The 26,369-nt window shown below is 27.3% G+C and carries 23 protein-coding genes; 18 read left to right on the forward strand and 5 right to left on the reverse strand.

Going from position 1 to position 26,369, the window contains the following annotated elements; all coding sequences use genetic code 11:
- Positions 1 to 42: 42 nt before the first annotated feature.
- The 4 genes from BUA48_RS03165 to BUA48_RS15895 all read left to right on the forward strand — a co-directional run bounded on the left by BUA48_RS03165 (position 43) and on the right by BUA48_RS15895 (position 4,294).
- Positions 43 to 2,055, forward strand: coding sequence for an ATP-dependent helicase (locus BUA48_RS03165; protein ID WP_072829990.1), 2,013 nt, complete (start codon positions 43 to 45; stop codon positions 2,053 to 2,055).
- A 326-nt stretch (positions 2,056 to 2,381) separates the two neighbouring features.
- A complete protein-coding gene (locus BUA48_RS03170) occupies positions 2,382 to 2,687 on the forward strand; it encodes a hypothetical protein (RefSeq protein ID WP_072829992.1) in 306 nt (101 codons plus the stop codon).
- 107 nt (positions 2,688 to 2,794) lie between these two features.
- The gene (locus BUA48_RS03175; protein WP_072829994.1) at positions 2,795 to 3,250 is read left to right on the forward strand and encodes a hypothetical protein; all 456 of its coding nucleotides are present in this window, start codon (positions 2,795 to 2,797) and stop codon (positions 3,248 to 3,250) included.
- Positions 3,251 to 3,394: 144 nt separating this feature from the next.
- Positions 3,395 to 4,294 carry a glycoside hydrolase family 73 protein gene (locus BUA48_RS15895; protein WP_072829996.1) on the forward strand — a complete coding sequence of 300 codons (900 nt, stop codon included), beginning with the start codon at positions 3,395 to 3,397 and terminating at the stop codon, positions 4,292 to 4,294.
- A 197-nt stretch (positions 4,295 to 4,491) separates the two neighbouring features.
- Here BUA48_RS15895 and BUA48_RS03185 read toward each other — a convergent pair whose 3' ends face one another.
- Positions 4,492 to 5,532 carry an FAD:protein FMN transferase gene (locus BUA48_RS03185; protein ID WP_072829998.1) on the reverse strand — a complete coding sequence of 347 codons (1,041 nt, stop codon included), beginning with the start codon at positions 5,530 to 5,532 and terminating at the stop codon, positions 4,492 to 4,494.
- Between the two features lie 141 nt (positions 5,533 to 5,673).
- Here BUA48_RS03185 and BUA48_RS03190 point away from each other — a divergent pair, with 141 nt between their 5' ends.
- The 9 genes from BUA48_RS03190 (at position 5,674) to BUA48_RS03230 (ending at position 14,938) form a co-directional block, all read left to right on the forward strand.
- Positions 5,674 to 6,054, forward strand: a complete 381-nt coding sequence (locus BUA48_RS03190) for a NusG domain II-containing protein (protein ID WP_072830000.1) — start codon at positions 5,674 to 5,676, stop codon at positions 6,052 to 6,054.
- A gap of 21 nt (positions 6,055 to 6,075) precedes the next feature.
- On the forward strand, positions 6,076 to 6,606 hold the full coding sequence (locus BUA48_RS03195) for a Gx transporter family protein (protein ID WP_072830002.1): 531 nt from the start codon (positions 6,076 to 6,078) through the stop codon (positions 6,604 to 6,606).
- A gap of 2 nt (positions 6,607 to 6,608) precedes the next feature.
- Complete coding sequence (locus BUA48_RS03200) at positions 6,609 to 6,947, forward strand: FMN-binding protein (protein WP_072830004.1); 339 nt, start codon at positions 6,609 to 6,611, stop codon at positions 6,945 to 6,947.
- Between the two features lie 174 nt (positions 6,948 to 7,121).
- Positions 7,122 to 7,940 carry a hypothetical protein gene (locus BUA48_RS03205; protein ID WP_072830006.1) on the forward strand — a complete coding sequence of 273 codons (819 nt, stop codon included), beginning with the start codon at positions 7,122 to 7,124 and terminating at the stop codon, positions 7,938 to 7,940.
- A gap of 87 nt (positions 7,941 to 8,027) precedes the next feature.
- Positions 8,028 to 8,999, forward strand: coding sequence for a TIM barrel protein (locus BUA48_RS03210; RefSeq protein WP_072830007.1), 972 nt, complete (start codon positions 8,028 to 8,030; stop codon positions 8,997 to 8,999).
- Positions 9,000 to 9,133: 134 nt separating this feature from the next.
- Positions 9,134 to 10,327 (forward strand): pyridoxal phosphate-dependent aminotransferase, encoded by a 1,194-nt coding sequence (locus BUA48_RS03215; RefSeq protein ID WP_072830008.1) that lies wholly within the window; start codon positions 9,134 to 9,136, stop codon positions 10,325 to 10,327.
- A 426-nt stretch (positions 10,328 to 10,753) separates the two neighbouring features.
- Complete coding sequence (locus BUA48_RS03220) at positions 10,754 to 11,743, forward strand: tyrosine-type recombinase/integrase (RefSeq protein WP_072830009.1); 990 nt, start codon at positions 10,754 to 10,756, stop codon at positions 11,741 to 11,743.
- 1,290 nt (positions 11,744 to 13,033) lie between these two features.
- Positions 13,034 to 13,894: a hypothetical protein gene (locus BUA48_RS03225; protein WP_072830010.1), complete on the forward strand. Its 861-nt coding sequence runs from the start codon at positions 13,034 to 13,036 to the stop codon at positions 13,892 to 13,894.
- A gap of 24 nt (positions 13,895 to 13,918) precedes the next feature.
- Positions 13,919 to 14,938: an NADH:flavin oxidoreductase gene (locus BUA48_RS03230; RefSeq protein WP_072830012.1), complete on the forward strand. Its 1,020-nt coding sequence runs from the start codon at positions 13,919 to 13,921 to the stop codon at positions 14,936 to 14,938.
- A gap of 118 nt (positions 14,939 to 15,056) precedes the next feature.
- On the opposite strand, the gene gltS is transcribed toward BUA48_RS03230, so the two are convergent.
- A complete protein-coding gene (gene gltS / locus BUA48_RS03235; protein ID WP_072830013.1) occupies positions 15,057 to 16,250 on the reverse strand; it encodes a sodium/glutamate symporter in 1,194 nt (397 codons plus the stop codon).
- A 347-nt stretch (positions 16,251 to 16,597) separates the two neighbouring features.
- Here gltS and BUA48_RS03240 point away from each other — a divergent pair, with 347 nt between their 5' ends.
- From BUA48_RS03240 to BUA48_RS03255, 4 genes are all read left to right on the forward strand, one after another.
- Positions 16,598 to 17,830 carry a BaiN/RdsA family NAD(P)/FAD-dependent oxidoreductase gene (locus BUA48_RS03240; RefSeq protein ID WP_072830015.1) on the forward strand — a complete coding sequence of 411 codons (1,233 nt, stop codon included), beginning with the start codon at positions 16,598 to 16,600 and terminating at the stop codon, positions 17,828 to 17,830.
- Between the two features lie 240 nt (positions 17,831 to 18,070).
- The gene (gene cmk / locus BUA48_RS03245; protein WP_072830017.1) at positions 18,071 to 18,724 is read left to right on the forward strand and encodes a (d)CMP kinase; all 654 of its coding nucleotides are present in this window, start codon (positions 18,071 to 18,073) and stop codon (positions 18,722 to 18,724) included.
- Positions 18,725 to 18,738: 14 nt separating this feature from the next.
- The gene (locus BUA48_RS03250) at positions 18,739 to 20,673 is read left to right on the forward strand and encodes a bifunctional 4-hydroxy-3-methylbut-2-enyl diphosphate reductase/30S ribosomal protein S1 (RefSeq protein ID WP_072830019.1); all 1,935 of its coding nucleotides are present in this window, start codon (positions 18,739 to 18,741) and stop codon (positions 20,671 to 20,673) included.
- Between the two features lie 128 nt (positions 20,674 to 20,801).
- The gene (locus BUA48_RS03255; protein WP_072830021.1) at positions 20,802 to 21,671 is read left to right on the forward strand and encodes a GNAT family N-acetyltransferase; all 870 of its coding nucleotides are present in this window, start codon (positions 20,802 to 20,804) and stop codon (positions 21,669 to 21,671) included.
- Between the two features lie 31 nt (positions 21,672 to 21,702).
- Here BUA48_RS03255 and BUA48_RS03260 read toward each other — a convergent pair whose 3' ends face one another.
- The 3 genes from BUA48_RS03260 to BUA48_RS03265 form a co-directional block, all read right to left on the reverse strand.
- Complete coding sequence (locus BUA48_RS03260; RefSeq protein ID WP_072830022.1) at positions 21,703 to 22,893, reverse strand: pyridoxal phosphate-dependent aminotransferase; 1,191 nt, start codon at positions 22,891 to 22,893, stop codon at positions 21,703 to 21,705.
- A gap of 41 nt (positions 22,894 to 22,934) precedes the next feature.
- Positions 22,935 to 23,093 (reverse strand): hypothetical protein, encoded by a 159-nt coding sequence (locus BUA48_RS15490; RefSeq protein ID WP_178138937.1) that lies wholly within the window; start codon positions 23,091 to 23,093, stop codon positions 22,935 to 22,937.
- A 114-nt stretch (positions 23,094 to 23,207) separates the two neighbouring features.
- The gene (locus tag BUA48_RS03265; RefSeq protein WP_072830024.1) at positions 23,208 to 24,389 is read right to left on the reverse strand and encodes an aminotransferase-like domain-containing protein; all 1,182 of its coding nucleotides are present in this window, start codon (positions 24,387 to 24,389) and stop codon (positions 23,208 to 23,210) included.
- A 619-nt stretch (positions 24,390 to 25,008) separates the two neighbouring features.
- Between BUA48_RS03265 and miaB the strand changes: the two genes are divergently transcribed.
- The gene (gene miaB / locus BUA48_RS03270; RefSeq protein ID WP_072830026.1) at positions 25,009 to 26,352 is read left to right on the forward strand and encodes a tRNA (N6-isopentenyl adenosine(37)-C2)-methylthiotransferase MiaB; all 1,344 of its coding nucleotides are present in this window, start codon (positions 25,009 to 25,011) and stop codon (positions 26,350 to 26,352) included.
- Positions 26,353 to 26,369 lie beyond the last annotated feature (17 nt).

Consider the following 26,369-nt stretch of genomic DNA (forward strand, 5'->3'; position numbering starts at 1 on the left):
CAAGAACTTAATTTTTAAACCTAAGGAAAGAGGGATGTAAATTTGTTAAATTTTAATAGTTTAGATAAATATCAAGTAGAAGCTGTAAAAACTAATTTAAGAAATGTATTAGTTGTAGCAGCACCTGGTTCAGGTAAAACAACTACCATAATAAATAGAATAATTTTTCTTATAAAAGAAAAAAATGTATGTGCAAGTAATATAATAGTAATAACCTTTACCAAGGCTGCTGCTGAGAATATGAAAAGAAGGTTTACTAGAGCTACTAATGGAGAAATTCGCCCTCCTTTTTTTGGAACTTTTCATGGACTATTTTATAAAATTTTAAAGCGATATATAAATTTTCAAATAGTAGAATCCATGATTTCATATAGAATAATAAAGAATCAATTAGCTTCATATTTTGATGAGGTTTCAGATGAAAAGATAAAGGAGATACTTAATTGTATTTCTATTTTTAAAACAAGTGATATAGAGTTAGAAGCCTTTAACCCTGAAATAGATAAGGAGATATTTATATCTTGTTACAATACTTACGAGGAATTTAAAAAAGAACATAATCTCTTTGATTTTGATGATTTACAGATAAAATGTAAGGAGCTTTTCATTAAACATCCAGAAATTTTAAATGGCTATAGAAGTATGTTCAAGTACATCTTAGTTGATGAGTTTCAAGATTCTGATATGATGCAAATAAATATACTTAAGCTTTTAAATAAAAATAACAGTATATTTGCAGTTGGTGATGAGGATCAATGTATCTATGGATTTAGAGGCTCTAGACCTGATTGTATGGTTGATTTTGAAAAGCACTTTGTGGATGGTAAAAAGATATATTTATCTAATAATTACAGATGCCCATTAAATATTGTAAATGCCTCTATTAATTTAATTAAATACAATTCAATGAGGAATAGTAAAGAAATAAATGCAGTTAAAAATGTGGTTAATCCAATAAAGGTTGTAAATTCTATAAATGAGGGTATACAAGCAAGAGAGATAATAAAAGTAATAAATGATAATAGAAACAATTATGGCTTTAAGTTTTCTGACTTTGCTATTTTATATAGAACTAATTTAGAAAGTAGAAGTTTAATTGATCAATTTATAAAAAATAAAATACCTTTTAGGCTTATGGATAAAGAGTATAACTTTTTTGAACACTTTATATGTAAAGATATTATATCTTATTTAAAGTTAAGTATCGATGAAAGTGATAAAGAATCTTTTCTTAGAATTATAAATAGACCCTTTAGATACTTTGGAAAGACCATGCTTAATAAGCTTAAAAATGATGTTGTTAAAAGAAGCTGCTTTGAAGCACTTAAAGAAAATGAGGATCTTCATCCTTATCAGCTTATAAATATAGATAAAATAAGAAAGGATATTATAAATTTAAATAAGATGTCTTTATCTTCTGCCATAGAACATATTTTAAGTGATTTAGGATATTATGACTATGTAAGGGAATATGCAATAAAGTACAAATTAAATTTACAGGATTTAATTGATATTATAGATGAATTTAAAAGCTCAGCTCAAGATTATAAAACCATAATAACCTTTTTAGCTCATATAGAGGAGTATTCTAATGAAATAGAAAACAGTAAAAAAAGTACTATTTTCATGGATGCAGTTATCTTAAGTACAATTCATGGGGTAAAGGGTATGGAATATAAGAATGTATTCATAATTAATTGCAACGAGGATTATTTGCCTCATAGTAGTAGTGTTGATACAAACTTAGAAGAAGAAAGAAGATTGTTTTATGTTGGAATAACAAGAGCAGAGGTGAATTTATGCTTATGCATCTCTCAAAATATAAAGGGAACTAAGAGAGAAACTTCAAGATTTATTAAGGAGTTAGGGTTAAACTTAAAGGCTATGGATAAGCAATTTTTAAAGTTAAATGATAAGCTTAGTCATAAAAGTTTTGGTGAAGGCAATGTAACTTCATTAGATGATGATATTGTAGAAGTTCAATTTCCTGATGGATTAAAAAGAAAATTTGATATTTCAGTAAGCTTCAATAATGATTTACTAAGGAAGTTGTAGGATATATTCTGCATACTAGTGATATATTATTATTTATAGATTAAATGTCTTTTATGATTTTATAATTAGAATAAAAGGATATAACTCCTAATTATCTAAATAAACTTTTATTTTAATCTAGATATTATGAATTGCAATCATTGAAATATACATTAAATATATTATGTTTTTCAGTGTAAAATGGTCATTATATGATATATATGTTTATTAAAACATGGTATATCATATACAAAATAGAGTTATATATAAGTATATTTATAGTTATATTTGACATATTAAGCTAATATGTTATACTAATTTTGGGTTGATTTTTGGAGGTGATGATTATGATATCTTTTAAAACAGTTTGGGATGATGTTCAGAATATAGTAAATAATAATGAAGAGTTAGATATAGATATAATTGAGAAATATGATGGTGGCTTTGTTATAAAACATCATGATGACACTACCTTTATAAATAAACAAGATTTTGTTGGAGTGTGGTGCAGAATTCAATGTGATGATGAAGTTTGCGTTGGATTACATGAACTTGGATCTAAGGACGAAGTAAAAGAACATTATGTTTGTAAAATTTTAAAACATTTACCTTACATTGAAGAATCTCTAGGCATATTAAGAATATCTCAATAGATTATTAAACTATAGATTAAAGTAAGTCTATAGTTTTTTTATTTTTTTAATAAATAAACACGAATTTACTACTTTATTAATAATATAATAATAAGGTGGTGAATTAGGTGAATAGTGACTATTATGAAAGCTGCTTTCAAAATGAATTCATAGAGGAATGTAAAAAGCAGATAGATGAAACCGACTTAAAACTTGCTGATATTGAAATCTTAGGATCTGTTGTAATAATTATGGGTTATTTGCTACTTATCATTGCTTCCAAGTTGGATAAAATGAAAATTAAAAATAAAAACTTTAAGTGCAACTTTAACATGGGCCCCGCTAAAGTAACATATATGGCATTTGTTATAGCTTTTTTAGGAATAGTTATTCTTTCTTATGTTGCCTCAAAACGAAGATCTCAAATGGTTTTAAAAAGAAATGTTGGTTTAACACAGGAGAACTTAAAACCATATGATGAAATAAGTGGTGCTTATTTTATAAGTATATTAGCATACTTTATTAGAGTTATAGGTGCAAATGGCTTATTTAAAACTGAGTCTAATGAAGAAGTATTAGTATAATGTATACAGAATTACGAAAAACTTTAAAGTGAGTAGAAGGTATTTTATTGCTACTTACTTTAAAGTTAATAATATTTTAAGAGATTTATATATATAATTATATAATATATATGGTATATTATATTAAAATGGGGAGGTGAATATATGTGGAAAAAAATTATTGCTTTGTTTAGTGCTATTATCATAATAGGAGTTGGGGTATATTTTACATCATATTATTATAATAAGTATGAGGAAGTTAATCTACAAGGATTAGATTATAGAAATTATTTAAATCTTTGTGATAAGGTTTCCGATGATAAAGTTCAACTAAATTGGATTTATGTAGCAGCTATAAACGTTGCAGAAAATGATAATAGTTTCTTAGGAATAAGTAACGAAAAGATTCAGGAAACTGCTGAGAAGTTTATCGATAAGTCTAGTGATAAATGGAAGGTTTTAAGTTTTAATGAAGTAGTCGAAAATCTTAACCTAAGCAACAAAATCAAAAAAAGAGTATTTAGATATCTATCTGGAATAGAAAATCATGCTTCTTTAGAAAATAATTCTATTTTAAATGATGAGCAAAAGAGCTTTATTAAAAAAATTGAACAAGGTGCGTGTGAAAATTACGAAAAGTATGGAATACTTCCATCTATCACCATGGCTCAAGCTATATTAGAGTCTGACTGGGGCAAATCTAATTTAGCTACAAAAGCTAATAATCTCTTTGGAATCAAAGCAGAGAAAAATTATACTGGTGAAACTGTAACTTTTGAAACTACTGAGTTTTATAATGAAGCTATTCAAGATAAATTTAGAAAATATGATAATGTTAATTTATCTATAGAAGATCATGCTAAGTTTTTAAGAGAAAATGAAAGATATACATATCATGGAGTTTTTGATGCTAATACATATATTAGTCAAGCTAAAGCTTTAGAGAATGCGGGCTATAGTACTGCACAGGATGCATCAGGGCAAAAAATATATGCTAAGACTTTAATAGATGTAATTAGATCTTATAATTTACAATTAGTTGATAGCGAGATATTGAATAAATAATAATAAAGACTACCTATTCTTGGTAGTCTTTATTATTGTAAATTAATGATTTCATAAGTATAAGTTTTAATATATAGCTTTTACACTGATATTATTTATACATAATTTAATATATAGTAGACTTTAAATATAGAAGGGTTATAAAAGTTTTATTAAATATATCTTTAAAGTATATAAAATAAATATTAATAAACCTTTTAATTCTCTATAGTAAAACTATTATCTAGTAATTTGAAGTTTTCTTTTATGCCATTTGATAAATATATCTTATTATCCTTAGTTATAAATATAGCCTCGGCGTCTTTGCGCTTATTTATAAAATCTAAGCCTTCATGCAATCCTAAAGAGAAAACTGTAGTTGATAAAGCATCGCCTAAAATTGATTCATCTGTTATTATTGTTACCCCTGCAATTTCATTATCATAAGGATAACCTGTTTTAGGATTTAGTATATGATGATATTTTTTTCCGTTTTCTTCTACATATCTTTCATAAATTCCAGAAGTTACAATGGACTTATTTTCTACCTTAACAGATCCTACAGCATCACCTCTACCTTCAAAGGGATTTTGTATACCTATATTCCACTCTGTATTATTAGTGTTTTTCCCAAGAGTAAAAACATTTCCGCCTAAATTTATTATTGCATTTTTTACTCCATTTTCTTTAAGAACCTTTGCTACTTCATCTGCAGCATAGCCCTTTGCTATACCTCCTAAATCAACCATCATTCCCTCATTTTCAAGTTTTGCAGTTTTGTTTTTTTCATCTAAGGTTAATTTAGAATAGTCTATTAAAGGTAAAGTTTCTTTTAGTTCATCTTCTGAAGGAACCTTTGCTTCTGGAGTGCCTATATTCCATAACTTTGACAAAGGACCTATTGTTATATCAAAATGCCCATTTGAAATATCACCAAACTCTTTACCCATTTTTAGAACTTTAAAGGTATCATCTGATACTTTTAATGGTTCTTTACCTGAAAGTTCATATAGTTTATATATATCACTTTCTTTAATATTTAAGCTCATCTTATTCTCAATATCTTTAATTTTATCAAAACCTTTATCTAATATAGATTCATCTGACTTATTATATATTTTAATAGAACAAATTGTACCTAACATAAAATCAGTTCGTTCTATAGGTTTCTTAGTTTTTTTAGTACAACCTACAAGATTAAAAAGTAAAACTAAAAGTAAAACACAACTTGTAAATTTTATAAAAAATTTATTTTTCATTAGCTATCCTCCTAGAATATAATGTTGATTTTATAGAAAAATATAATTATACTTAATTAAGTGTATCATTTTAATATTTTTACTACAAGAATAAATAAAAATATAATAAATTATAAAACATAAAAAAGTTGGTGCTCAAAGATGAAAAAATGGGATTACATTATCATAACATTAGTACTTATAGTTTCTGGTATTGGATTTATGATTACCAATAGTATTCAAAATAAAACTTATAAGGAGAAATATATCGAAATAACTTTAAATGGAAAACTTATAAAGACAATAGATATAACTGATCCTAATTATAAATTGGACTTTGAGGTTAAGGATGAAAGTCATTTAAATACCTTTAAAGTTGAAAATGGAGGAGTATCTATAGTACATGCAAATTGCTCTGATGAAGTTTGTGTAAAATCAGGGTTTATAGATAAAGTTGGACAAACCCTAGTTTGTCTCCCTCATAAATTAATCGTTGAAATTAAAGGTATAGAAGAAAGTCCCTTAGATGATATATCTAAATAAGATTTAAAAGTAGGTGTAATAATGAGTTCAGTTAAAAAAAATACTTTTATAGCTTTATTAGTAGCTCAAGCCTTGGTATTATATATGGTAGAGATGCTCATTCCCGTGCCTTTCATAGCACCAGGAGCTAAGTTAGGTCTTTCCAATATCATTACTGTTGTTGCAATATGTATTTTAGGGTTTAAAGATACATTAAAAGTTGTGCTTTTAAGAGTATTACTATCTACTTTTTTTGGTGGAACCTTATCAAGTTTATTATATAGTTTAAGCGGAGGACTTCTCAGTTTAATTGCTATGACTTTAATGTATAAACTAGGAGAGGATAAGATAAGCTTAATTGGAGTGAGTATAATTGGTGCTATTTTTCATAATATAGGCCAAATTATTGTATCAATTTTAGTTATAAGTAACGTTAAAATTGCTTTATATTTACCTATATTATTAGTTCTTAGTTTAGGAACAGGAATCTTCAATGGAATAACATCTAGTTTTTTACTTAAACATCTAAGAAAGATAAACTTTCAAAGCAAATTTAAGAAGTGGGGGGGATAATTATGAAGAAAAAATTAGCATATTGCTTAGGTTTTTTATTAATATCAATTTCATTGACAGCCTGTAGATCTTCCAAATATAAGGATGGAAGTTATGTAGGAACAGGAAAAGGTTATAATGGAGATATAAAAGTTAATGTAACTGTAAGCGCTGGCAAGATATCTTCTATAGAAATTAAGGAAAATAAAGAAAGCAAATCGATTCTACAAGATGTAATCAATGAACTTATCCCTAATGTAATAAGTGAGGGGTCTACAGATGTAGATGTTATCTCTGGTGCTACAGGATCTAGTAATGGAGTGATTGAAGCTGTAAATAATGCTTTAAATGATGCAAAATAGTATGAAAATTTATAATTAGTAAAGCATTTTTAGCTATTATGTCCATATCTTGAAGTAAATTTATAAAAAGTTAATCACAATTTAGTTGAAATATATATTATTTTGTTTTAAAATTATATTGTATAACGAAAAAAATGTTAACTTATGATGAATTAAGAAAGTGATGTGATGTTTATGGATAAGAATAAGTTTTCAAAATTGGATAAAGCAAAAGATGTTCGAAATGATGAAGAGGCACAAAAATACATAAAAGAAATGAGAAAAATGGATCAAATCAATGAGAAAAAAGGTAATAAAGCATTGCTTGTTTCCTTAGTTTCTGTTTTGGTTTTTGCAGTTGGTATTGGTATATATGTTTATACTGAATCTCCAAATGAAGCAAGTGCTGATAAGGGTACAGCAACTGTAATAGACAAATCTTCAGGAGATAAAAAAGATGAGTCTACTGCTAAAAAAGATAATAGTTCCGAAGAACAAAAAGAAAACACAGAGGAAAAAGTAGAAAAAGAAAATTCTACACCAGAAAAACCACAAGATAATAAAAATGAACTTTATAAGCTTTATGAGTATGCAGAGTCTGAGGAAAACAGACAAGCATCTTTAGATAAGGCAATTGAATTAAACCAAGGATCATCAGCTGGGGTATCAGCTATAATGATATCACAAATATTAAGAAATAATGGCTATAGTGTACCAGAAGATACTTATAGTACAAAGGACTTACGTGATTATTTAAGAAATAATGGATTTACTGAAGAAAGTGATTTAAGTAAGTTAAAACCAGGGGATATATGTTTTACTAAGGATATGGATCAAATAGATGATACACCTTCTCATGTATATATATTTATGGGCTGGAAAGAAGAAGGTAAAACAGCATATGCTCAAGTTGTAGATTCACATGTAGCTGACTATGGCGCTACATTACATGAAAGAAATATTGATGAAACTGTAGATGGTAAAGATAAAATCCATTACTTCTTTACTAAGTAAAACGAAAACCTATTTTCTTTAAGAGAAAATAGGTTTTATTTTTACATTTTGACTTAAGAGAAATATATAATAAAGGAATGATTGAAGATGCTTAAACTAATTAACTTAACAAATCATGAGTATGATACATCACGTTTTAATAAGAATGGTAATATACTTAAGGATTATTTAAAAAACTTAAATTTAGATGGTATAGAATTACTGCATTGTAGTCCTTGGATAGAAGGGGAAATTCATGAGTCTCAGGTTATAGGAGTTCATCTTAGTTTTTACCCATTTTGGGTTGATTTTTGGAAAGAAGATAAAGACGCTTTAATAAAGGACTTTGATAATGAAGATAACATAAGAAAATTTTATGGTTCTTTAGATAAAAATATTATAATAGAGCAATATAAACGAGAATTAGAGTTTACAAGAGAAGTAAAAGCTGAATATATGGTTTTTCATGTTAGTCATGTAAATATCGATGAAAGTTATTATTATAAATTTAAATATAGTAATGAAGAAATTATTGATGCTGCTATAAGTCTTATTAACGAGGTTTTTGTAGATGATCCTAATAAGCATAATCCCAAATTACTTTTTGAAAATTTATGGTGGCCAGGACTAAATTTTTTAGAGAAAAATCAACTAAAAAGACTTTATGAAGCAGTAAATTATTCTAATAGAGGATTTATTTTTGATACCTCTCACTTAATAAATACTAATGCTAATTTAAAAAGCGAAGAAGAGGCTATAGATTACTGTATTGAAAAAATAGATGCTTTGGGAGAATATAAAAAGTATATTTATGGTATACATTTTAACTTTTATCTTTCAGGAGAATATGTAAAAAATGTACTTAAAAATGGGTATGATATTGAATCTACTTTTGAAGAAAGGTATTATAATGTATACTCTCATATATCTAAGATTGATAATCATAAAAACTTTACATTAAAAAAAGCAAAAAAAATTGTAGATATAATAAATCCTCAGTATATAGTTTATGAATTATCTGGAAAAAATTTAGAGTGCTTAACAGAAATGATAAAAAAGCATAATTATATTCTTGAGTAAGTTAATAAATTGTTTTTATAATTGGCTATAAATGTTTACTTTAAAATTAATAAATGATATTATGATTTTAAACGTTAAATTACTATAGTGCTTTGTAGAATGCAAAACTATATAAAAAATTCGGGGGTCAAAAGATGATATATTCTAAAAAAGCTGAAAAAATTTCTGCATCATTAACTTTAGCTATAACAGCAAAGGCTAAAAAAATGAAAGCGGAGGGAATTGATGTAATAGGTTTTGGTGCCGGAGAACCAGACTTTGACACGCCTTGCAACATTCAAGATGCTGCCATTGAAGCAATTAAATCTGGTAAAACTAGATATACTGCCGCTTCTGGTATAGCAGAGTTAAAAGAGGCTATAATTAAAAAATTACAAGAAGACAATAAATTAAATTACAAGCCATCACAAATTATTATTTCAACAGGTGCTAAGCAATGTTTAGCAAATGCTTTTCAAGCTATTTTAAATCCAGGAGATGAAGTGATTATAGCTAGTCCATATTGGGTTAGTTATCCTGAGTTAGTACAACTTGCTGATGGTGTACCAGTATTTGTTGAAACTAAAGAAGAAAATGAATTTAAGTATGATTTAAATGAATTAAAATCAACTATAAGTGAAAAAACTAAGGCTATACTTATAAATAGCCCTAATAACCCAACAGGAACTGTTTATAATGAGGAAGAATTAAGAGCTATTGCAGAAATTGCTAAGGAACATGACTTAGTAATAATTTCTGATGAAATATATGAAAAATTATTATATGGGGAAGTTGAACATACAAGTATCGCATCACTTTCAGAGGATGCTTATAATAGAACTATAGTTATCAATGGTATGTCTAAATCCTATGCTATGACTGGGTGGAGAATAGGCTATGCAGCTGCAAATGAAGAAATTACTAAGCTTATGTCTAATATTCAAAGTCATACTACATCAAATCCAAACTCTATTGCTCAATATGCTTCAGTAGAAGCTTTAGAGGGAAGTCAAGATGAAATTAAGGCTATGATAAAGGAATTTAAAAATAGAAGAGATTTTATGGTTGATAAAATTAATACTATTGAGTACTTATCTTGTGTTAAACCAAAGGGTGCTTTTTATGTTATGATTAATATTTCTAAACTTTTAGGTAAAGAATTAAAGGGTGAAAAAATTTCTGGTTCTTTAGATTTATCAAGAATCTTACTAGAAGAAGAAAAGGTAGCTGTTATCCCAGGAATAGCATTTGGAGTAGATGAATTTATAAGATTATCTTATGCTACATCTATGGAAAACATAAAAAATGGTCTTGATAGAATAGAAAGCTTTGTAAAAAAACTTAGCTAATATTATTAAACTAAATTTTATTTAATAAGAATTATATGAGGTTGATGCCTTTATAAGAATCCTATTGCATATTATATTAACTTTAGTATTATATGCAGTATTACTCTTATAGCGTCAACCTCTTTTTATATTGAAAAATCCTATTAAATAAGTTTATAAATACCTATTTTAATAAATTAAGAAGCTTCTTTAAAGCTTCTTTACTGTGGTACTGTAAAAATTAAAATTAATATACGGTTTTAAAATAAACTGAAGTAAAATAAAGAAACTATAGTTCTTTCATATATGATATACTTTTATATAAGTAAACTTAGTAAAATTAAACATTTAAATCATAAGATTAAGTTAGGTTAATTTCCTATTGCAATCTTAGAAATATAAAAAGATTCATTTGAAAGTGTTTATATACAGAAAGGACAAGATACCATGGATAATAAAGAAGTTGTTTTAGGAAGTAAATTTTATATAGATTCTATAAAACAACAAGGGCAAACTCATTTTATAAGACATTTTTTAAATTCTAAGAGAACTAAAAGTGAAAATACATCTAAGAGCTATGAAAAGGATATATTAGACTTTTTTAATGTAGAGAATGTTGAAGAAATATCCTTAGAAGATATAAGGAAGGTTAATATTTTTCATGCTGAATCATATATAATGTATTTAAAAGAACAGGGGTATTCCTCTGCAACAATAAATAGAAAGCTATCATCTTTGAGTTCTCTTTATGGGTGGTTACTTAAGTTTTCAAAAAACTATGAGGGTAGGGGAATTATATCTTTTAATCCTTTCAGTAGTTTAAAAGAAGAACGTCCTACCATAGTAAATAAAGAAACAGAGTTTTTAACTAAAGATGAAGTTATTAAGCTTTTAAATAGCATAGATACTGATTCTTTAATAGGACTTAGAAATAAAGCTATACTCTCCTTAGCCCTTACAACAGCATTAAGAAAATCGGAAATAATAAATATAAAAATAAAAGATATTAAAACTTATGGAGAATTTGATGTTGTTAATGTAATACGTAAAGGTGGGAAACAAGATATTGTAAAACTTCAGTCTAAAGTTAAGGAACTTATAGTGGAGTATATACATAGAAGTAATCGTGATTTATATGAAGATGAAGACTCATATTTGTTTTTAGGTCATTCTACAAATGGTTTAAATAATAAAAAGTTAAATCCTAATAGTTTGAACTTGATCATAGATAAGGTAACAAAGGAAGCTGGGATTAAGAAAAAGTTAAGGGTTCACTCAACAAGACATACAGCCATAACCATGGCAATTATGGAAGGTGCCTCTGCGGAAAAAATAAGAGATTTCGCAGCTCATAAAAACTTATCTACTACTAATAGATATATACACTCTGTAGACAAGCTTAAAAACAATGCTGGAGATTTAATTGATATTTTATAAGTATTGCTCCCTCTTTTTGTAGAAGTCTTTTAGTAACTTTATATAGGCCTATATATTAATAGAGTTCATTATCTTAACAAATCCTATGTAATTTGAAGAGTCAAATACTATTTAAAAGTTGTGGGTTAGTAATATACCTATATAATATATAATGTGAAGTAAGTATTATATATGTATGATGTTAATTAAGTAATATATAATATAATGATAAAAGACATAAGTTAGAGATATGTTACTCTTTTACTTATGTCTTTTTATATAAACAATCTTAGACTACTTTATTTAATATTTTAATAATTATTTTAACTACAATAAATACAAATACAGCTAAAATTGCTAAAGATAACAGTTTTCCTATAAGATACATTAAATACTTCAAGAAAATTAAGAAGAAGCAACTTACCGATAACAATAATAGTATATTTCCAAACTTTGAAGAAATATCATAGATGCTTTTACTATTATTAAAGAAATACTTATTAACTAGGTTTATTAAGCATTTACTCTTTCTTACTCCAATTAAATAATACAGAATCAAAAATATTACACCTAAAATTAGAAATGTCTTTAAAATTTTTCTCACCCCCTAATAAAGTTATGCTTTTAACCCTTATATACAATCTTATGTGCACTTTTATATCTTGTCTACATCTTAATTTTTGAAATATAAAGTTTAAATATCATATTATAATTATATTATATATTAATATAAGGTATTCTTTCAATTCTATGAACATTTCATATATACTATACACTCATACAAGTATATTGCTCCCTCTTTTTGATAGCCCTATATCTATGTTTTCTATTTAATTATTTTTCTTTATATATATCACTAGATATAATATGAGTTATATCTAGTGAATACATTTTATGTAAAAATATTTTATTACGCCGAGGAATATGTATACAAATAAATACATGATAAATACACTTGTATACATATAAGTTTACATATGTATACAAGGTATACGTATGTAAACTGAGCTTTTTATGGTGCATAAAGGTAGTTTTATACTTACTTAAAAATCACCTTAAATATACTATTTAGAGAGTATATTATTTAATCGAAGCTTTTATGTTAAGTTTTAAGAATTTTAGAGATGCCATTAATATAAATACAATAAAATAGCTTTCAAAATTCATGAGGATTTAGTTAATGATAGGATAGAAGAAATTTATATACAAAAAGAGTGAGAGCTACACATATTTGACGTTGGAAGTAGTTATCCTTGTAGTGTATAATTATCTTAAATGAGTTTATACAAATGTTAAGAGAGGATGATATAAATGGCGGATACTATTTTCAGTGTAAGGATAGACGAGGATACAAAAATAAAATTTGCAGAAACAGCTAAGGAATTAGGAATAAATAATAAAGATTTTATGGAGATATTGATAAGTAATTATGAGTTACATAAATCCACTAATGAGTCCAAGCTAGATATTCAAAGCGATGTTGGAGAACTACAGCATATAACAAAAAGAATGATGGATATATATGTAAATTTAGTTGAGAGAATGACTCTATCTGATAAAGAAAAGAATCAAATAGTTCAAAAGGCTTTAGCAGATAAAGATTCAGAAATAGAAAATTTAGTTAAAGCTTTAGAGTTGGAAAAAGCTACGAATAAAGAGCTTTCTAGCTTTATACTAGATCTTCAAAAGAATATAGAGGAGTTAAAAAAGAGAAATGAAAGTGTAGAGGAGCTGCAAGGGAACTTTAATTCATTTAAAACTATGCTTGAAGATAAGGTAGCTAACTTAAAAGAAGAGTTGAAAAATAAAACTGATGAACTACAAAATATAACTGAAATCAATAAAGAGCTTAGTAAGACTCTTGAAAACAAAGCACAATTAGAGGAGATATCAAATAACTACAAAGAAGAAAATTTATCTCTGAAGGATAAATTAAATAATATAAAGGCCACTTTCGAAAAGGAAATGTTTGATTTAAAACATAGCCATGAAAAAAATATGAGTTTTATGAAAGATAAATTGGAATTAGAAAAAACCAAAGAAATTTTAAGTTTAAAAGAAGAAAATTATGAAAAATTACAAAAGCAGCAAAGTGAATTTTCTAATAAGAATTTAGAGTTATTAAAGGAATTGCAAGAGCTTAAAGAGATTTTAAGCAAAGTAAAAGAGTAAAAAATAAGAGGGGGATTCTTTGACATGAAAAAATTATTCGATGTTACAAAAATAGGGGAAGCAACTATTAAAAATAGATTTATAAGATCTGCTACTTGGGAAGGAATGGCTGATGAAGAAGGTCATTTAACAAGTGAGTTAATAGATTTATATGAGAAACTTGCTAAAGGAGGAGTAGGTTTAATAATTTCTAGTTATGCAACTATATTTAAATACGATAAACCAAGTAAAAGAATGCTAGGCTTGTATGATGATAGTTTTATAAATGAGTATAAAGAATTAACGCATAAGGTTCATGAAAATAATTCTAAAATAATTGCACAACTTGTTTTAGGTAATGAATTTATAAGTAGTGAAAGCGATAAAAGCTATTACGGATTAGATGATTCTATAACTGAAAATGATATAAAGGAAATAAAAAATGCCTTTGTCCAAGCTGCTTTACGTTGCGAAAAAGCTGGGTTTGATGGTGTGCAAATTCATGGTGCACATGGATATTTTTTAAGCAGAACATTGAGCCCTATATATAACAAAATGAACAATGGTTACGGCGGTTCTTTAGATAATAGAGTTAAATTAATTGAAGAGGTATATAGCGACATGAGAAGTGCCTTAAAAGATGAATTTATAATATCTATTAAAATTAACTCTAATGATTTTGAAGAAGGAGGCGCTACATTCGAGGAATGTAAAAAGCTTTGCTTGAATTTAGATAAATTAGGCATAGATTTTATAGAGATTAGCGGAAATTCTAATAATGAATTAAAAGGTGAAGGAATTTATCTTGATTACGCAAAGGAAGTTGCTCAATCTATAACCACTCCAGTAGCCTTAGTTGGAGTTAATCGATCATTGGATTTTATGGAAGAAGTTATTAATTTAACTGATATACAATATATATCTATGTGCAGACCATTTATATGTGAATACGATATTGTAAATAAATTTGAAAATGGGATTAAAAGAAAAAGCAGATGTGTATCCTGTGGCAAGTGTGTTAACAATGGTAAGATTAATTGTATTTTAAATTTAAAAGATAATTAAGAAGATTAATGCAAGTGTGTAAATTTTAATAATTTGCTTAATTATCAGACAATAAGAGGTATAGAAATAATACTTGCTACTATTATCTATACCTCTTATAATTATATGTTTATAAATGTTACCTTATAAAGTTAACAAATATAGTTATCAAAATAGAGTTAGTAAAATCTATGAAGAATGCTCCGACTATAGGAAGAACAAAGAATGCCCTTGGTGCTGGACCATATTTCATTGTCATAGCTGACATATTTGCCATTCCATTTGGTGTAGCCCCCATTCCGAATCCACAAAACCCTGAAGCCATAACTGCCGCATCATAATCTTTACCACAGAATCTAAATGCAAGGAAGTATGCTATGGTTGCCATGATGATACATTGAACTACCAATATTATCAATATAGGTCCAGCAACTTCTTTTAACTCCCAAAGTCTTAAATCAATAAGTGCCATTGAAAGAAATACATTTAAACCTACATCACCTAACACACTAGTTGCTTCTTTGTTTATAGTTAAGGTTTTAGTTCCTTCTCCAACATTTAAAATTATAGCTGCGATTATCATAGCAGTAACATATGAAGGTAAAGTTAAACCTAAGCTAATAAAGAACTTTTCAAGTACAGAACCTAGTGCTATAGATATCATTATAATGGTGAACATCTTAAATATTTCTTCGAAATTAACTTTCTCTTTTGGTGTATCATCTACTACAACTTCTTTAAATTTAAGATCTTTTTTAGTCACCAAATTATTCTTATCAACTAGTCTTTTTCCTAAAGGACCACCCATTAAACTTCCTGAAACCAATCCAAAAGTAGCTGATGCCATAGCTATAGTTGTTGCACCAGCAAATCCATAGGATTTTTCAAATAATTCTCCAAAAGCCAAGCCTGTTGCATGCCCTCCTACCATGGTGATAGATCCACCAAGTAGCCCTAAAAGAGGGTCTTGACCGATTAACTTAGCAATAGCCATTCCAAAGATATCTTGGCATAACACTAATACCACTGATACTAAGAAGAATTTAAGAACTATGAGTCCTCCTTCTTTTATCAATTTTAGATTAGCAGATAAACCTATTGTAGTAAAGAATACTAACATAAATGGAGTTTTTAACGTTGCGTCTAAAGTTATTGTCATAATGTTGAATTGTCTTAGAAGTAAATTTAATACTGCAAAAACAATACCTCCAACTACTGGAGAAGGTATACAGAATTCATCTAGAACCTTTACTTTAGACTTAATAAATACCCCTAAATAATATACTACTACAGCTAATGCTACTGTTTGTAACATGTCTAATTTTAGTTCCATATTATCGCCCCTTTTCAAAATAGATTAAATAAATACTCAAAAAAATTATACAAATTCCCAAGCCAATTGTCAATATTTTGAGAATTGATAAATAAATTCTGATAATTCTTAAAATTGAATTATATTATTTTCAAAACGCCTTAGATGTTAAAGGTATATATACATACTTTAGCTATTAAGAATAGTTAAGATAATATTTCAAGTCTTGAATTATTTTAACCATATTTAGAATAAATATGCTTAAGTTAACATAAGTCTTATTTAAGAAAAGAGAAATATTTATATTGATTTAAAATTAATCTTATATTAAATTATATATTAGTAATTTAATATTAGGTGGTGTTTAAATGGGTAAAGTTATAGTCATTGGTGCAGGACCCGCAGGTATAATGAGCGCAATTGCAGCCAGTGAAAAAAATGAAGTTATATTAATTGAGAAAAACCCTAAATTAGGCAAAAAGTTATTTATTACAGGAAAAGGTAGATGTAATATAACTAATGCTAAAGACATAAGTGAATTTTTTGATTATATACCAACTAATCCGTATTTTTTATATAGTTCTTTATATACATATACAAATATTGATACAATTAATTTTTTTGAAGGCCAAGGTATAAAACTTAAAACAGAAAGAGGGGATAGAGTTTTTCCTCAATCTGATAAGTCTTCTGATATATTAAAAGGATTTGAAAAAGCAATTATTGAAAAAAACATAAAAGTTGTTTTAAACACTGAGTTTTTAGGTTTCGTAATGGATGAAAGTAATACAGCTATAAAAGCTATAAATACTTCAAATGGCAAGATGATTGCAGACCATTACATAATATGTACTGGTGGGGTTTCTTATCCACAAACAGGGTCTACAGGGGAAGCATTAAGATATTGCGAACACATAGGACATTCTATTAAGGAGTTAAAACCTTCTCTTATACCTTTAGTTTGTAAAGAGTCTTGGGCACCTGAATTACAAGGCTTATCTTTGAAAAATGTTGAACTTAAGATTATTAATGAAAAAAACAAAGTTTTCTATAAAAATTTTGGAGAGATGCTGTTTACACACTATGGAATTACAGGACCTTTAGTTTTAAGCGGAAGTAGTTTTGTTACTAAAAATCTAGAAAAAAACAAATTGTTTGCAGTAATAGATTTAAAACCTGCTTTGACAATTGAAGAATTAGATAAAAGAATTCAAAAGGATTTCTCAAAATTCATAAATAAAGCTTTTAAAAATTCTTTAAATGAACTATTACCTAACAAATTAATTGATGTAATTGTGAAACTATCACAAATAGATCCTGATAAAAAGGTTAATTTAATTACTAGGGACGAAAGAAAGAATTTAGTTAAACTACTTAAAGAATTAAAATTAAGCATAACTGGAGTTAGGCCTATAAGTGAAGCTATAGTAACTTCTGGAGGAATAGATACTAAGGAAATTGATCCATCCACAATGAATTCAAAGATGATAAGCAATTTATCCTTCGCAGGTGAAGTTATTGATGTGGATGCATTTACTGGAGGATTTAATATTCAAATAGCACTATCAACAGGATATTTAGCTGGAAAATCCATAAAATAATTAAAGTACATAGTAAGGTTTTAAAAAAATTAGGCATTAATTAAAAATTTGTATATAAAAATTGCTTAAAATACTATATAATCAAATATGTTCGTATAATATATTTGATATTTAACTCAATAATATCATATTATTTTACAAATTTGCATAATATGATTTAGTTATTAAGCATTAATTGTAGTATAATATATATATGCTTATAATTAATTATATAAAAGATATGGAAGGGCGGAATAGGTAGTGAAATTTAATGTAGCTATTGATGGACCAGCAGGAGCGGGTAAAAGTACAATCGCTAAGCAATTAGGTGAGATTTTTGACCTTATGTATGTTAATACAGGGGCAATGTATAGAGTTGTAACATTTAAAGCTTTAGAAAAAAACATATCTGAAACAGATATAGAGGGGCTAGTTACATTAATAGATTCTTTAGAAATGTATTTTGATGGAGAAAAGATATTTGTTAACGGTGAATTTTTCAACGATAAGATTAACACTCCATATATAAGTAACAATGTTTCTAAGTATGCAGCTGTTCAGATAGTACGAGAAAAATTGGTTAAACTTCAAAGGGATATAGCTAAAAAATATAATGTAATTATGGACGGAAGAGACATAGGTACAGTAGTATTGAAGGATGCTAAATACAAATTTTATTTAACAGCTAAAGCCGAAGCTAGAGCTAAAAGAAGATTTGATGAACTTATTAATAAGAACATAGATGTGGAGTATGACAATATTCTAAAAGATATAAAAGAAAGAGACTATAAGGATATGAATAGGGAACTAAATCCCTTGAAAAAAGCTGAAGATAGTATAGAAATTGATTCTACTGAATTAAACATTGAAGAAGTAATAGAATTGATGAGCAAATATATTAACAGCAATAAATAAAACAGGTGTAAAATATGAGTAAAATAATTTTATCTGAAAATGCAGGTTTTTGCTTTGGAGTACAACGTGCAGTTAATACTGCAGTAGATTCTCAAAAAAAAGTAAGACATAGTATATATACTTTAGGTCCTCTTATTCATAATACAGATGTTGTGAATTTTTTAAAGGATAATTCAATTTATCCTATAGAATTATCTGAAATTGATTCTTTAAATGAAAATGATTCAATTATAATTCGTTCACATGGAGTTGCACCTTTTGTAATAGATACATTAAGAGCTAAAAAATTAAATATAATTGATGCTACTTGTCCTTATGTAAGTAATATTCATAAAAAAGTACTAAAATATTATAATTTAGGTTATAGTATTGTTATAGTAGGCGATAAAAACCATCCTGAAGTTATAGGAATCAATGGTTGGTGTGATAATAAGGCTATAATAGCTGCTAATGGAAATGAAATTAACTTGGATGAAATTAAGGGCAAAAATTTATGTATAGTATCGCAAACCACAGAAAAGCAAATTAATTGGAATAGTGTTTTAACAATGGTGCAAAATAAGTGTAAGGAATTAGTTTCATTTAATACTATATGTAATGCAACAGAAGTAAGACAAAAATCAGCTAATGAATTATCTAAAGAGGTTGATTTTATGGTAGTATTAGGTGGTAAGAATAGTTCTAATACTACAAAGTTATTTGAAATATGTAAACAAAATTGTGAAAATACAATTCACGTAGAAAACGCAGGAGAAATACCTGATGATATAATAAAATTAAAAAAAGTATCTAATATTGGTGTAACAGCAGGTGCTTCAACACCAGATTGGATCATTGAGGAGGCAATTACTAAAATGAACTCAATAGAGAATAAGGGGATTAGTGAATTTGAACAATTAATGAATGAATATGATATGAATATTCATCCAGGAAAGATTGTAAAGGCAACTGTAGAGGTTGTAAATGATGAAGAAGCTTTAGTTAGTATAGTTGGATATAAAGGAAATGGTGTTTTACCATTAAAAGAATTAACTTCTGACCAAAATGCTAATATAAATGACTTAGTAAAAGTTGGCGATGAAGTTGAAGCTAAAGTAAAAAGAATAAATCATAATGATGATATGGTTTATTTATCAAAATTAGATATTCAAAAAGAATCAACTCTTAAAGAATTAAAAGATATTTTTGATGCTAAAACAAATATTGTTGTAAAGGTATCAAAGGCTATTAAAGGTGGAGTACTTTCAAATTATAAAGGAGTATCAATCTTTATACCAGCATCTCAATTAGATAATAAAAGAGTTGAGGATTTAGAAGTTTTCGTTGGAAAAGAATTCGAAGTTACATTAATTGAATTCAAAAAAGATAAGAGAGGCGCTAAAATAGTTGCTTCTAGAAGAGCTTTATTACCAGGTTCAGTACATAAAAGATCTGACGCTCCAAAAGCAGAAGCTCATTGGGATAGTATAGAGAAAAACACAATCTTAGAAGGTACTGTAAAAAGAATAACTGACTTTGGTGCTTTTGTAGAAGTGTGTGGCGTTGATGGATTATTACATTTATCTGAAATTTCATGGGATAAAATTTCTAAGGTTTCAGACGTTTTAGATGTGGATCAAAAAATCAAAGTATATGTTTTAGACGTAAATGAAGAAAGCAAAAAATTATCATTAAGTTTAAAAAGAGTAGAGGGAAATCCTTGGGATAGCATTGAGACAAAATATAATGTTGGAGATGTTGTAAAAGGAAAAGTTGTAAGATTCTCTGACTTTGGTGCTTTTGTAAAGCTTGAGCCAGGTGTTGACTCATTATTACACATTTCTAAAATAAGTAAAGATAGAATTGAAAAACCAAGTGATGTTCTTGAATTAGGTCAAGAAATCGAAGCTAAGGTTCTTGAAGTAAATAAAGATAATAAGAGAATTTCATTATCAATGAAAGATATGTAAAAAATAAAGTGTTGGTTATCCAACACTTTATTTTATATAAATAATAGAAATCATTGGTGTTTCAGTAATTTTATATTACCTTTAAGCATATTATTAAATACTATAAAATTTTTTAAGGGTAGGGTAAAATGTATAGTTTTAAAAAGAGTGCTATATTTGATTATAAATATATTAAATTCAATTTGCAAAAATCTATTTTAAGTAAGTATTTTGATGAGAAGTATTGCAACTTTACATTCATGCATATGTACTTATATAAGGATAATATAACCATAATACAAGATGATTCAGAAAATTACCTTGGTTTTATATGGACAAGTAGGTTTAATTTAGGCATTAATATAGAGGCTTTATATATGGAGGAAAGTGTAGATTTAAGCACATTACAATTTTGTATAACATCCTCTGTATTTAAAAATAAAAATGTATTTTTTTGTACAGAAGATAACTTAAGTATATTTAATAAGTTAGAGTTACTTGGATTTGTAGAAACTAAAAATATTATAGATATGAAAATTGATGACTTTGGTAACTTCCATATACCTGAAATTAAAATTCCTAAAGAAGTTACGATTAAACCTTTTAAGTTTAGGGAAGATGATGCTATAAGATGCACTTTGCAGAATGATATTTTTCAAGATATTAATAGAATACCTTTAACTATACAAGACATAATAAGTGAACAAAAATCCATATATTATTTAAGTAATGGGGGATTCTTTATTTTGTTTGAAGATACCTATATTGGTTATGGACAAATTATTAATGAGAACTATGATTATAGTATTGTGAACTTAGGAATAATTGATGAATTCAAAGGTAAGGGGTATGGTAAAATATTGACTACTTATCTTATGAGACATTGTCAAATGAATTATGATGATATAAATACCTTAAAATTAAAAGTTGACAAAAACAATTCTGTAGCTCGAAAATTATATAGTTCTTTAGGTTTTGAGGAGTTTGATAGTCAAATCATTTGGAAATTAAGAAATTAAAAGGGGATGCATAAAGCACCCCCTTTTAATTTTATAAATTTCTGTATTTTTCTAAAGCTATAGCTAAGATGTTCATTGCATCTTCAAGATCTTTAGTGTTTAAGCAGTAAGAAATTCTAATTTCATTCTTACCAAGACCTTCAGTTGCATAGAAACCTTCTGCTGGAGCTACCATTACTGTTTTATTATCTAATGAAAAATCAGTTAATAACCATTTAGCAAAATCTTCTCCAGATTCGATAGGAAGTTTAGCTACTACGTAGAAAGCTCCCTTAGGTTTTTCACATATTACTCCTGGCATTTCAGAAAGTTTTTTGTGTAAAATATTTCTTCTTTCTTCATACTCATTTAATACTTCATCAAAGTATGATTTTGGAGTATTAATTAAGTTAGCACAACCAACTTGCTCTATAGTTGGAACACATAATCTAGATTGAGCTAATTTCATTATTTCGTTCATTAGTACTTTATTTTTTGATGCAACTAAACCGATTCTAGCACCACAAGCGCTGTAACGTTTTGATACGCTATCAATTAAGATAACTCTATCTCTTATATCTTCAAGGAATAATGCTGAAGTATACTCTTCACCATCATATACAAACTCTCTATATACTTCGTCAGCAATTAGATATAAATCATGCTCTTTACAGATATCAGCAAGTAATCTAAGCTCTTCCTTAGTATATACAACACCTGTTGGATTACCAGGGTTTGATACCATAATAGCACGAGTTTTGTTAGTGATTTTGCTTGTTATTTCTTCTTTAGCAGGTAAGTGGAATCCATTTTCAGCTTTAGTTAAGAATGGAACAACATTTGTTCCAGCTACAGCTGAGAAACCATTATAGTTTGTATAGAATGGTTCTGGAATTATAACTTCATCTCCTGCATCGCATATAGCAAGCAAAGCAAACATTATAGCTTCTGATCCGCCGTTAGTGATGATAATTTCATCTTTATCAAAATCTATGTTCCACTCTTTGTAGTAAGTAATGAAACTGTCTATTAATGAATCTAATCCTGGTGATGTAGCATATTTTAATACCTTATCATCGTATTTTTTTACTGCTTCCATAAATGTCTCAGGAGTTTTAATATCTGGTTGTCCTATATTTAGGTGATAGATTTTTACCCCTCTTTTTTTAGCTTCTTCACCAAATGGTACTAATTTACGAATTGGTGAAAATTGCATTTCTTGAATTCTTTTTGATAATTGCATTTTTGTTCCCCCATTAGATTTATAATTCTTTGATTAACTAGTTAAATAAACACATTTTCAATCGGTACATATGTTGATTTAGCTTTTTTTTGGGGTTGAAAAGTATTGGCAGAACTAAAATATTGTCTGTCGCAAATACAATCATACCTTAATTTTTGCTTTTCATCATTTTGTTGAGATAGTTCTTTCGCATCATACATACACAACACCTCCTATTTGATGTATACCTTAAGTATTACCAAATAGAAAGTTTTTATGTTTTTTCCTTAGTTAATTTCAAATTCTTTAGTAATATTTATATTATAAAATTAGAATTAGTAATATTTTTTTAGAACCTTTCCTAATCTTTTAATACCTTCTCTTATTTTTTCTTCACTCATATTAGAGTAGTTTAATCTAAAATGTCTTGTGTCATTTCCATTTGGATAGAATGAGTTACCAGGTACAAAAGCTACATTTTCTTTTAAAGCTTCCATTCCAATCTCAACAGCATTTAAACCTTCTTTTAATTCTACCCAAGTAAATAGTCCACCTTCTGGGTAAGTATAAGTAACTTCCTCAGGAAAGTGTTTCTTCATTTCTTCAAGCATTATATCTCTACGATTTCTGTAAATATCTATAATTTTATTTACGTGCTCATCTAAACTATATTCAGCTAAGAATCTTGCAGTAGCAATTTGGTTTATACTTCCACATTGCAAGTCTTGTCCTTGTTTTAATTGAATATATCTTTGAAGTACATCTGTATCAGCACATACCCAACCAATTCTTAAACCTGGACAGAAAGTTTTTGAAAAAGTTCCTAAGTTAATAACATAACCTGATTTATCGAAACTTTTTATTGGAGGTAAACTTTCACCCTCAAATCTTAATTGGCCGTAAGGACTATCCTCAATAACAGGAATTTTATATTCCTCTGCTAATTCAGCAATTCTTTTTCTTCTCTCTAGATTCATCGTTATACCACTTGGATTTTGGAAATCCGGAATAGTATAAATCATCTTTATTTTTTGATTTTTCAAAGCTTTTTCAAGCTCTTCTACAATCATTCCATCTTTATCAGTTGGAATTTCAATAAATTTAGGAGAGAATAATTTAAATGCATTAATAGCTCCTAAATAACTAGGACTTTCACAAGCAATTACATCTCCTTCGTTTATAAAAATAGCTCCGGAAAACGCTAAACCTTGCTGAGATCCACTCGTAATCATGATGTTGTTTGGCTCACATTCAACACCACAAGATTTCATTATTTGCTTTGCTATTATTTCTCTTAAAGGAAGATATCCTTCAGTAGAGCTATACTGTAAAGCTGCTTGCCCTTGCTCCCTCAAAACTTCAACCATAACCTTTTCAAGTTTATCAGTTGGAAATAACTCAGGTGCAGGTAATCCTCCCGCAAAAGAAATGATTTCAGGCTGCTCAGTTAACTTAAGAAGTTCTCTGATTTCAGAAGCCTTAACATTTGACATCCTATTAGCATAATGTTGTTCCATTATACATTACCCCCATTTATGTATTTTCATAATATTATACATGCTGTTATCTGAAAATTTCTACAATAATACAATATAATATCTTTTCAAATTATATTATACATAAGTGCATACTTTATTTCAACAAAATTAAATAATGACTAATAGTATTCAATGACCCTAAACTTAAAAACTTTAAGTTTATAATCACAAGAATAAAATATTAACACAAAATTTTACTTTTTAATACTAAATTTTAATACTTAAAATATATTTTTCATCTAAAAATATAATACTATAAAATCATTGTATTATATTTTTGTTTATATATACCTAATTTGATTAAAAGAAGTATTAAATCCAAAAGATTTATTTGATTCAAAATAATAAACATTGGATATTTTTTTTGAAAAAAACTTTGCAAAAATATAAATAATATATATTAAATTCATTTAAAATTAATCACTATCAATTTAAAAAATTCAGATAAAAGAATTTAAAATAAAAGCTTTGTTTTATTTGCAATAATTTACTACGCAATAATGAGATGTTGTTATAAAAACTTAGTCCTTTTATTTGGTGTACAATATTTATATATGATATAATACTCTAGAAAATCAACTTAATGGAGGATTATTAAATGGAAATTAACTTAAAAGATAAAGATAAAAAAACTTTTTATATTTTAACTTATGGCTGTCAAATGAATGAAGAGGATTCAGAAAAACTTTCTGGAATGCTTAAGCTTAAAAATTATAAAAGAGTTTACGATAAAAATGAAGCAGATATAATTATATTTAATACTTGTTGTGTAAGAGAAAATGCAGAACAAAAGGTCTTTGGTAACCTTGGGGCTCTTAAAAAGCTTAAAAGTGAAAGACCAGAATTAGTAATTGCTGTTTGTGGATGTATGATGCAACAAGAAGGTATGAAGGAAGAAGTACATAAAAAGTTTCCTTTTGTAGATATAATTATAGGTACACATAACTCATATAAATTCCCAGAGTATCTTAATAGAGCTTTAGGGGGAGAGCGACCTATATTAGAAGTTTGGGACAAAGAGGGAGACATAGTTGAAAATTTACCAATTGATAGATTGAGTGATTTCAAAGCTTTTGTAACTATAATGTATGGTTGTAATAACTTCTGTACTTATTGTATAGTACCACATGTTAGAGGACGTGAAAGAAGTAGAAATCCTCAAGATATAGAAAATGAAATCAAAGAATTAGTTTCAAAGGGATATAAAGAGTTCACTCTTCTTGGTCAAAATGTAAACTCATATGGTAAAGGCTTAGAACCTGAGCTTAACTTTGCAGATTTACTTAGAAGAATTAATAAAATAGATGGTGTTGAAAGAATTAGATTCATGACTTCTCACCCTAAGGATTTATCAGATGACCTTATTAAAGCTATGACTGAATGTGATAAGGTTTGTGAACAATTTCATTTACCTGTGCAGTCAGGTTCATCAGAAATATTAAAGAAAATGAATAGACATTATGATAGAGAACAATACTTAAATGTAGTTAAAAAATTAAAAGCTGCTATTCCTAATATAGGATTAACTACAGATATAATAGTAGGTTTCCCAGGAGAAAGTGATGAAGATTTTGAAGAAACTTTATCTTTAGTAAAAGAAGTAGAGTTTGACTCAGCATTTACCTTCTTATACTCTAAGAGAAATGGAACTCCAGCAGCTAAACTTTTAATTCAAGTTCCTGAAGAGAAAAAACATGAGAGATTTGACAAATTAGTAGAAGAAATTAATAATATTTCTGCTAAAAAGAATAAGGAATATGATGGTAAAGTTGTTGAAGTTTTAGTTGAAGGCTTAAGTAAAAATGATGAAACTAAACTTACTGGTAGAACTAGAACTGGAAAATTAGTTAACTTCACTGGAAACAAAGAAAGTATAGGAAAGTTAGTTAATGTTAAAATAATAGAAGCTAAATCTTTCTCTTTACTTGGTGAAGAAGTTTAGGCTTTAAGGAGGTAGTT

The sequence above is a fragment of the Clostridium collagenovorans DSM 3089 genome, from assembly GCF_900130005.1.
In the GTDB taxonomy this organism is placed as follows: domain Bacteria; phylum Bacillota; class Clostridia; order Clostridiales; family Clostridiaceae; genus Clostridium_D; species Clostridium_D collagenovorans.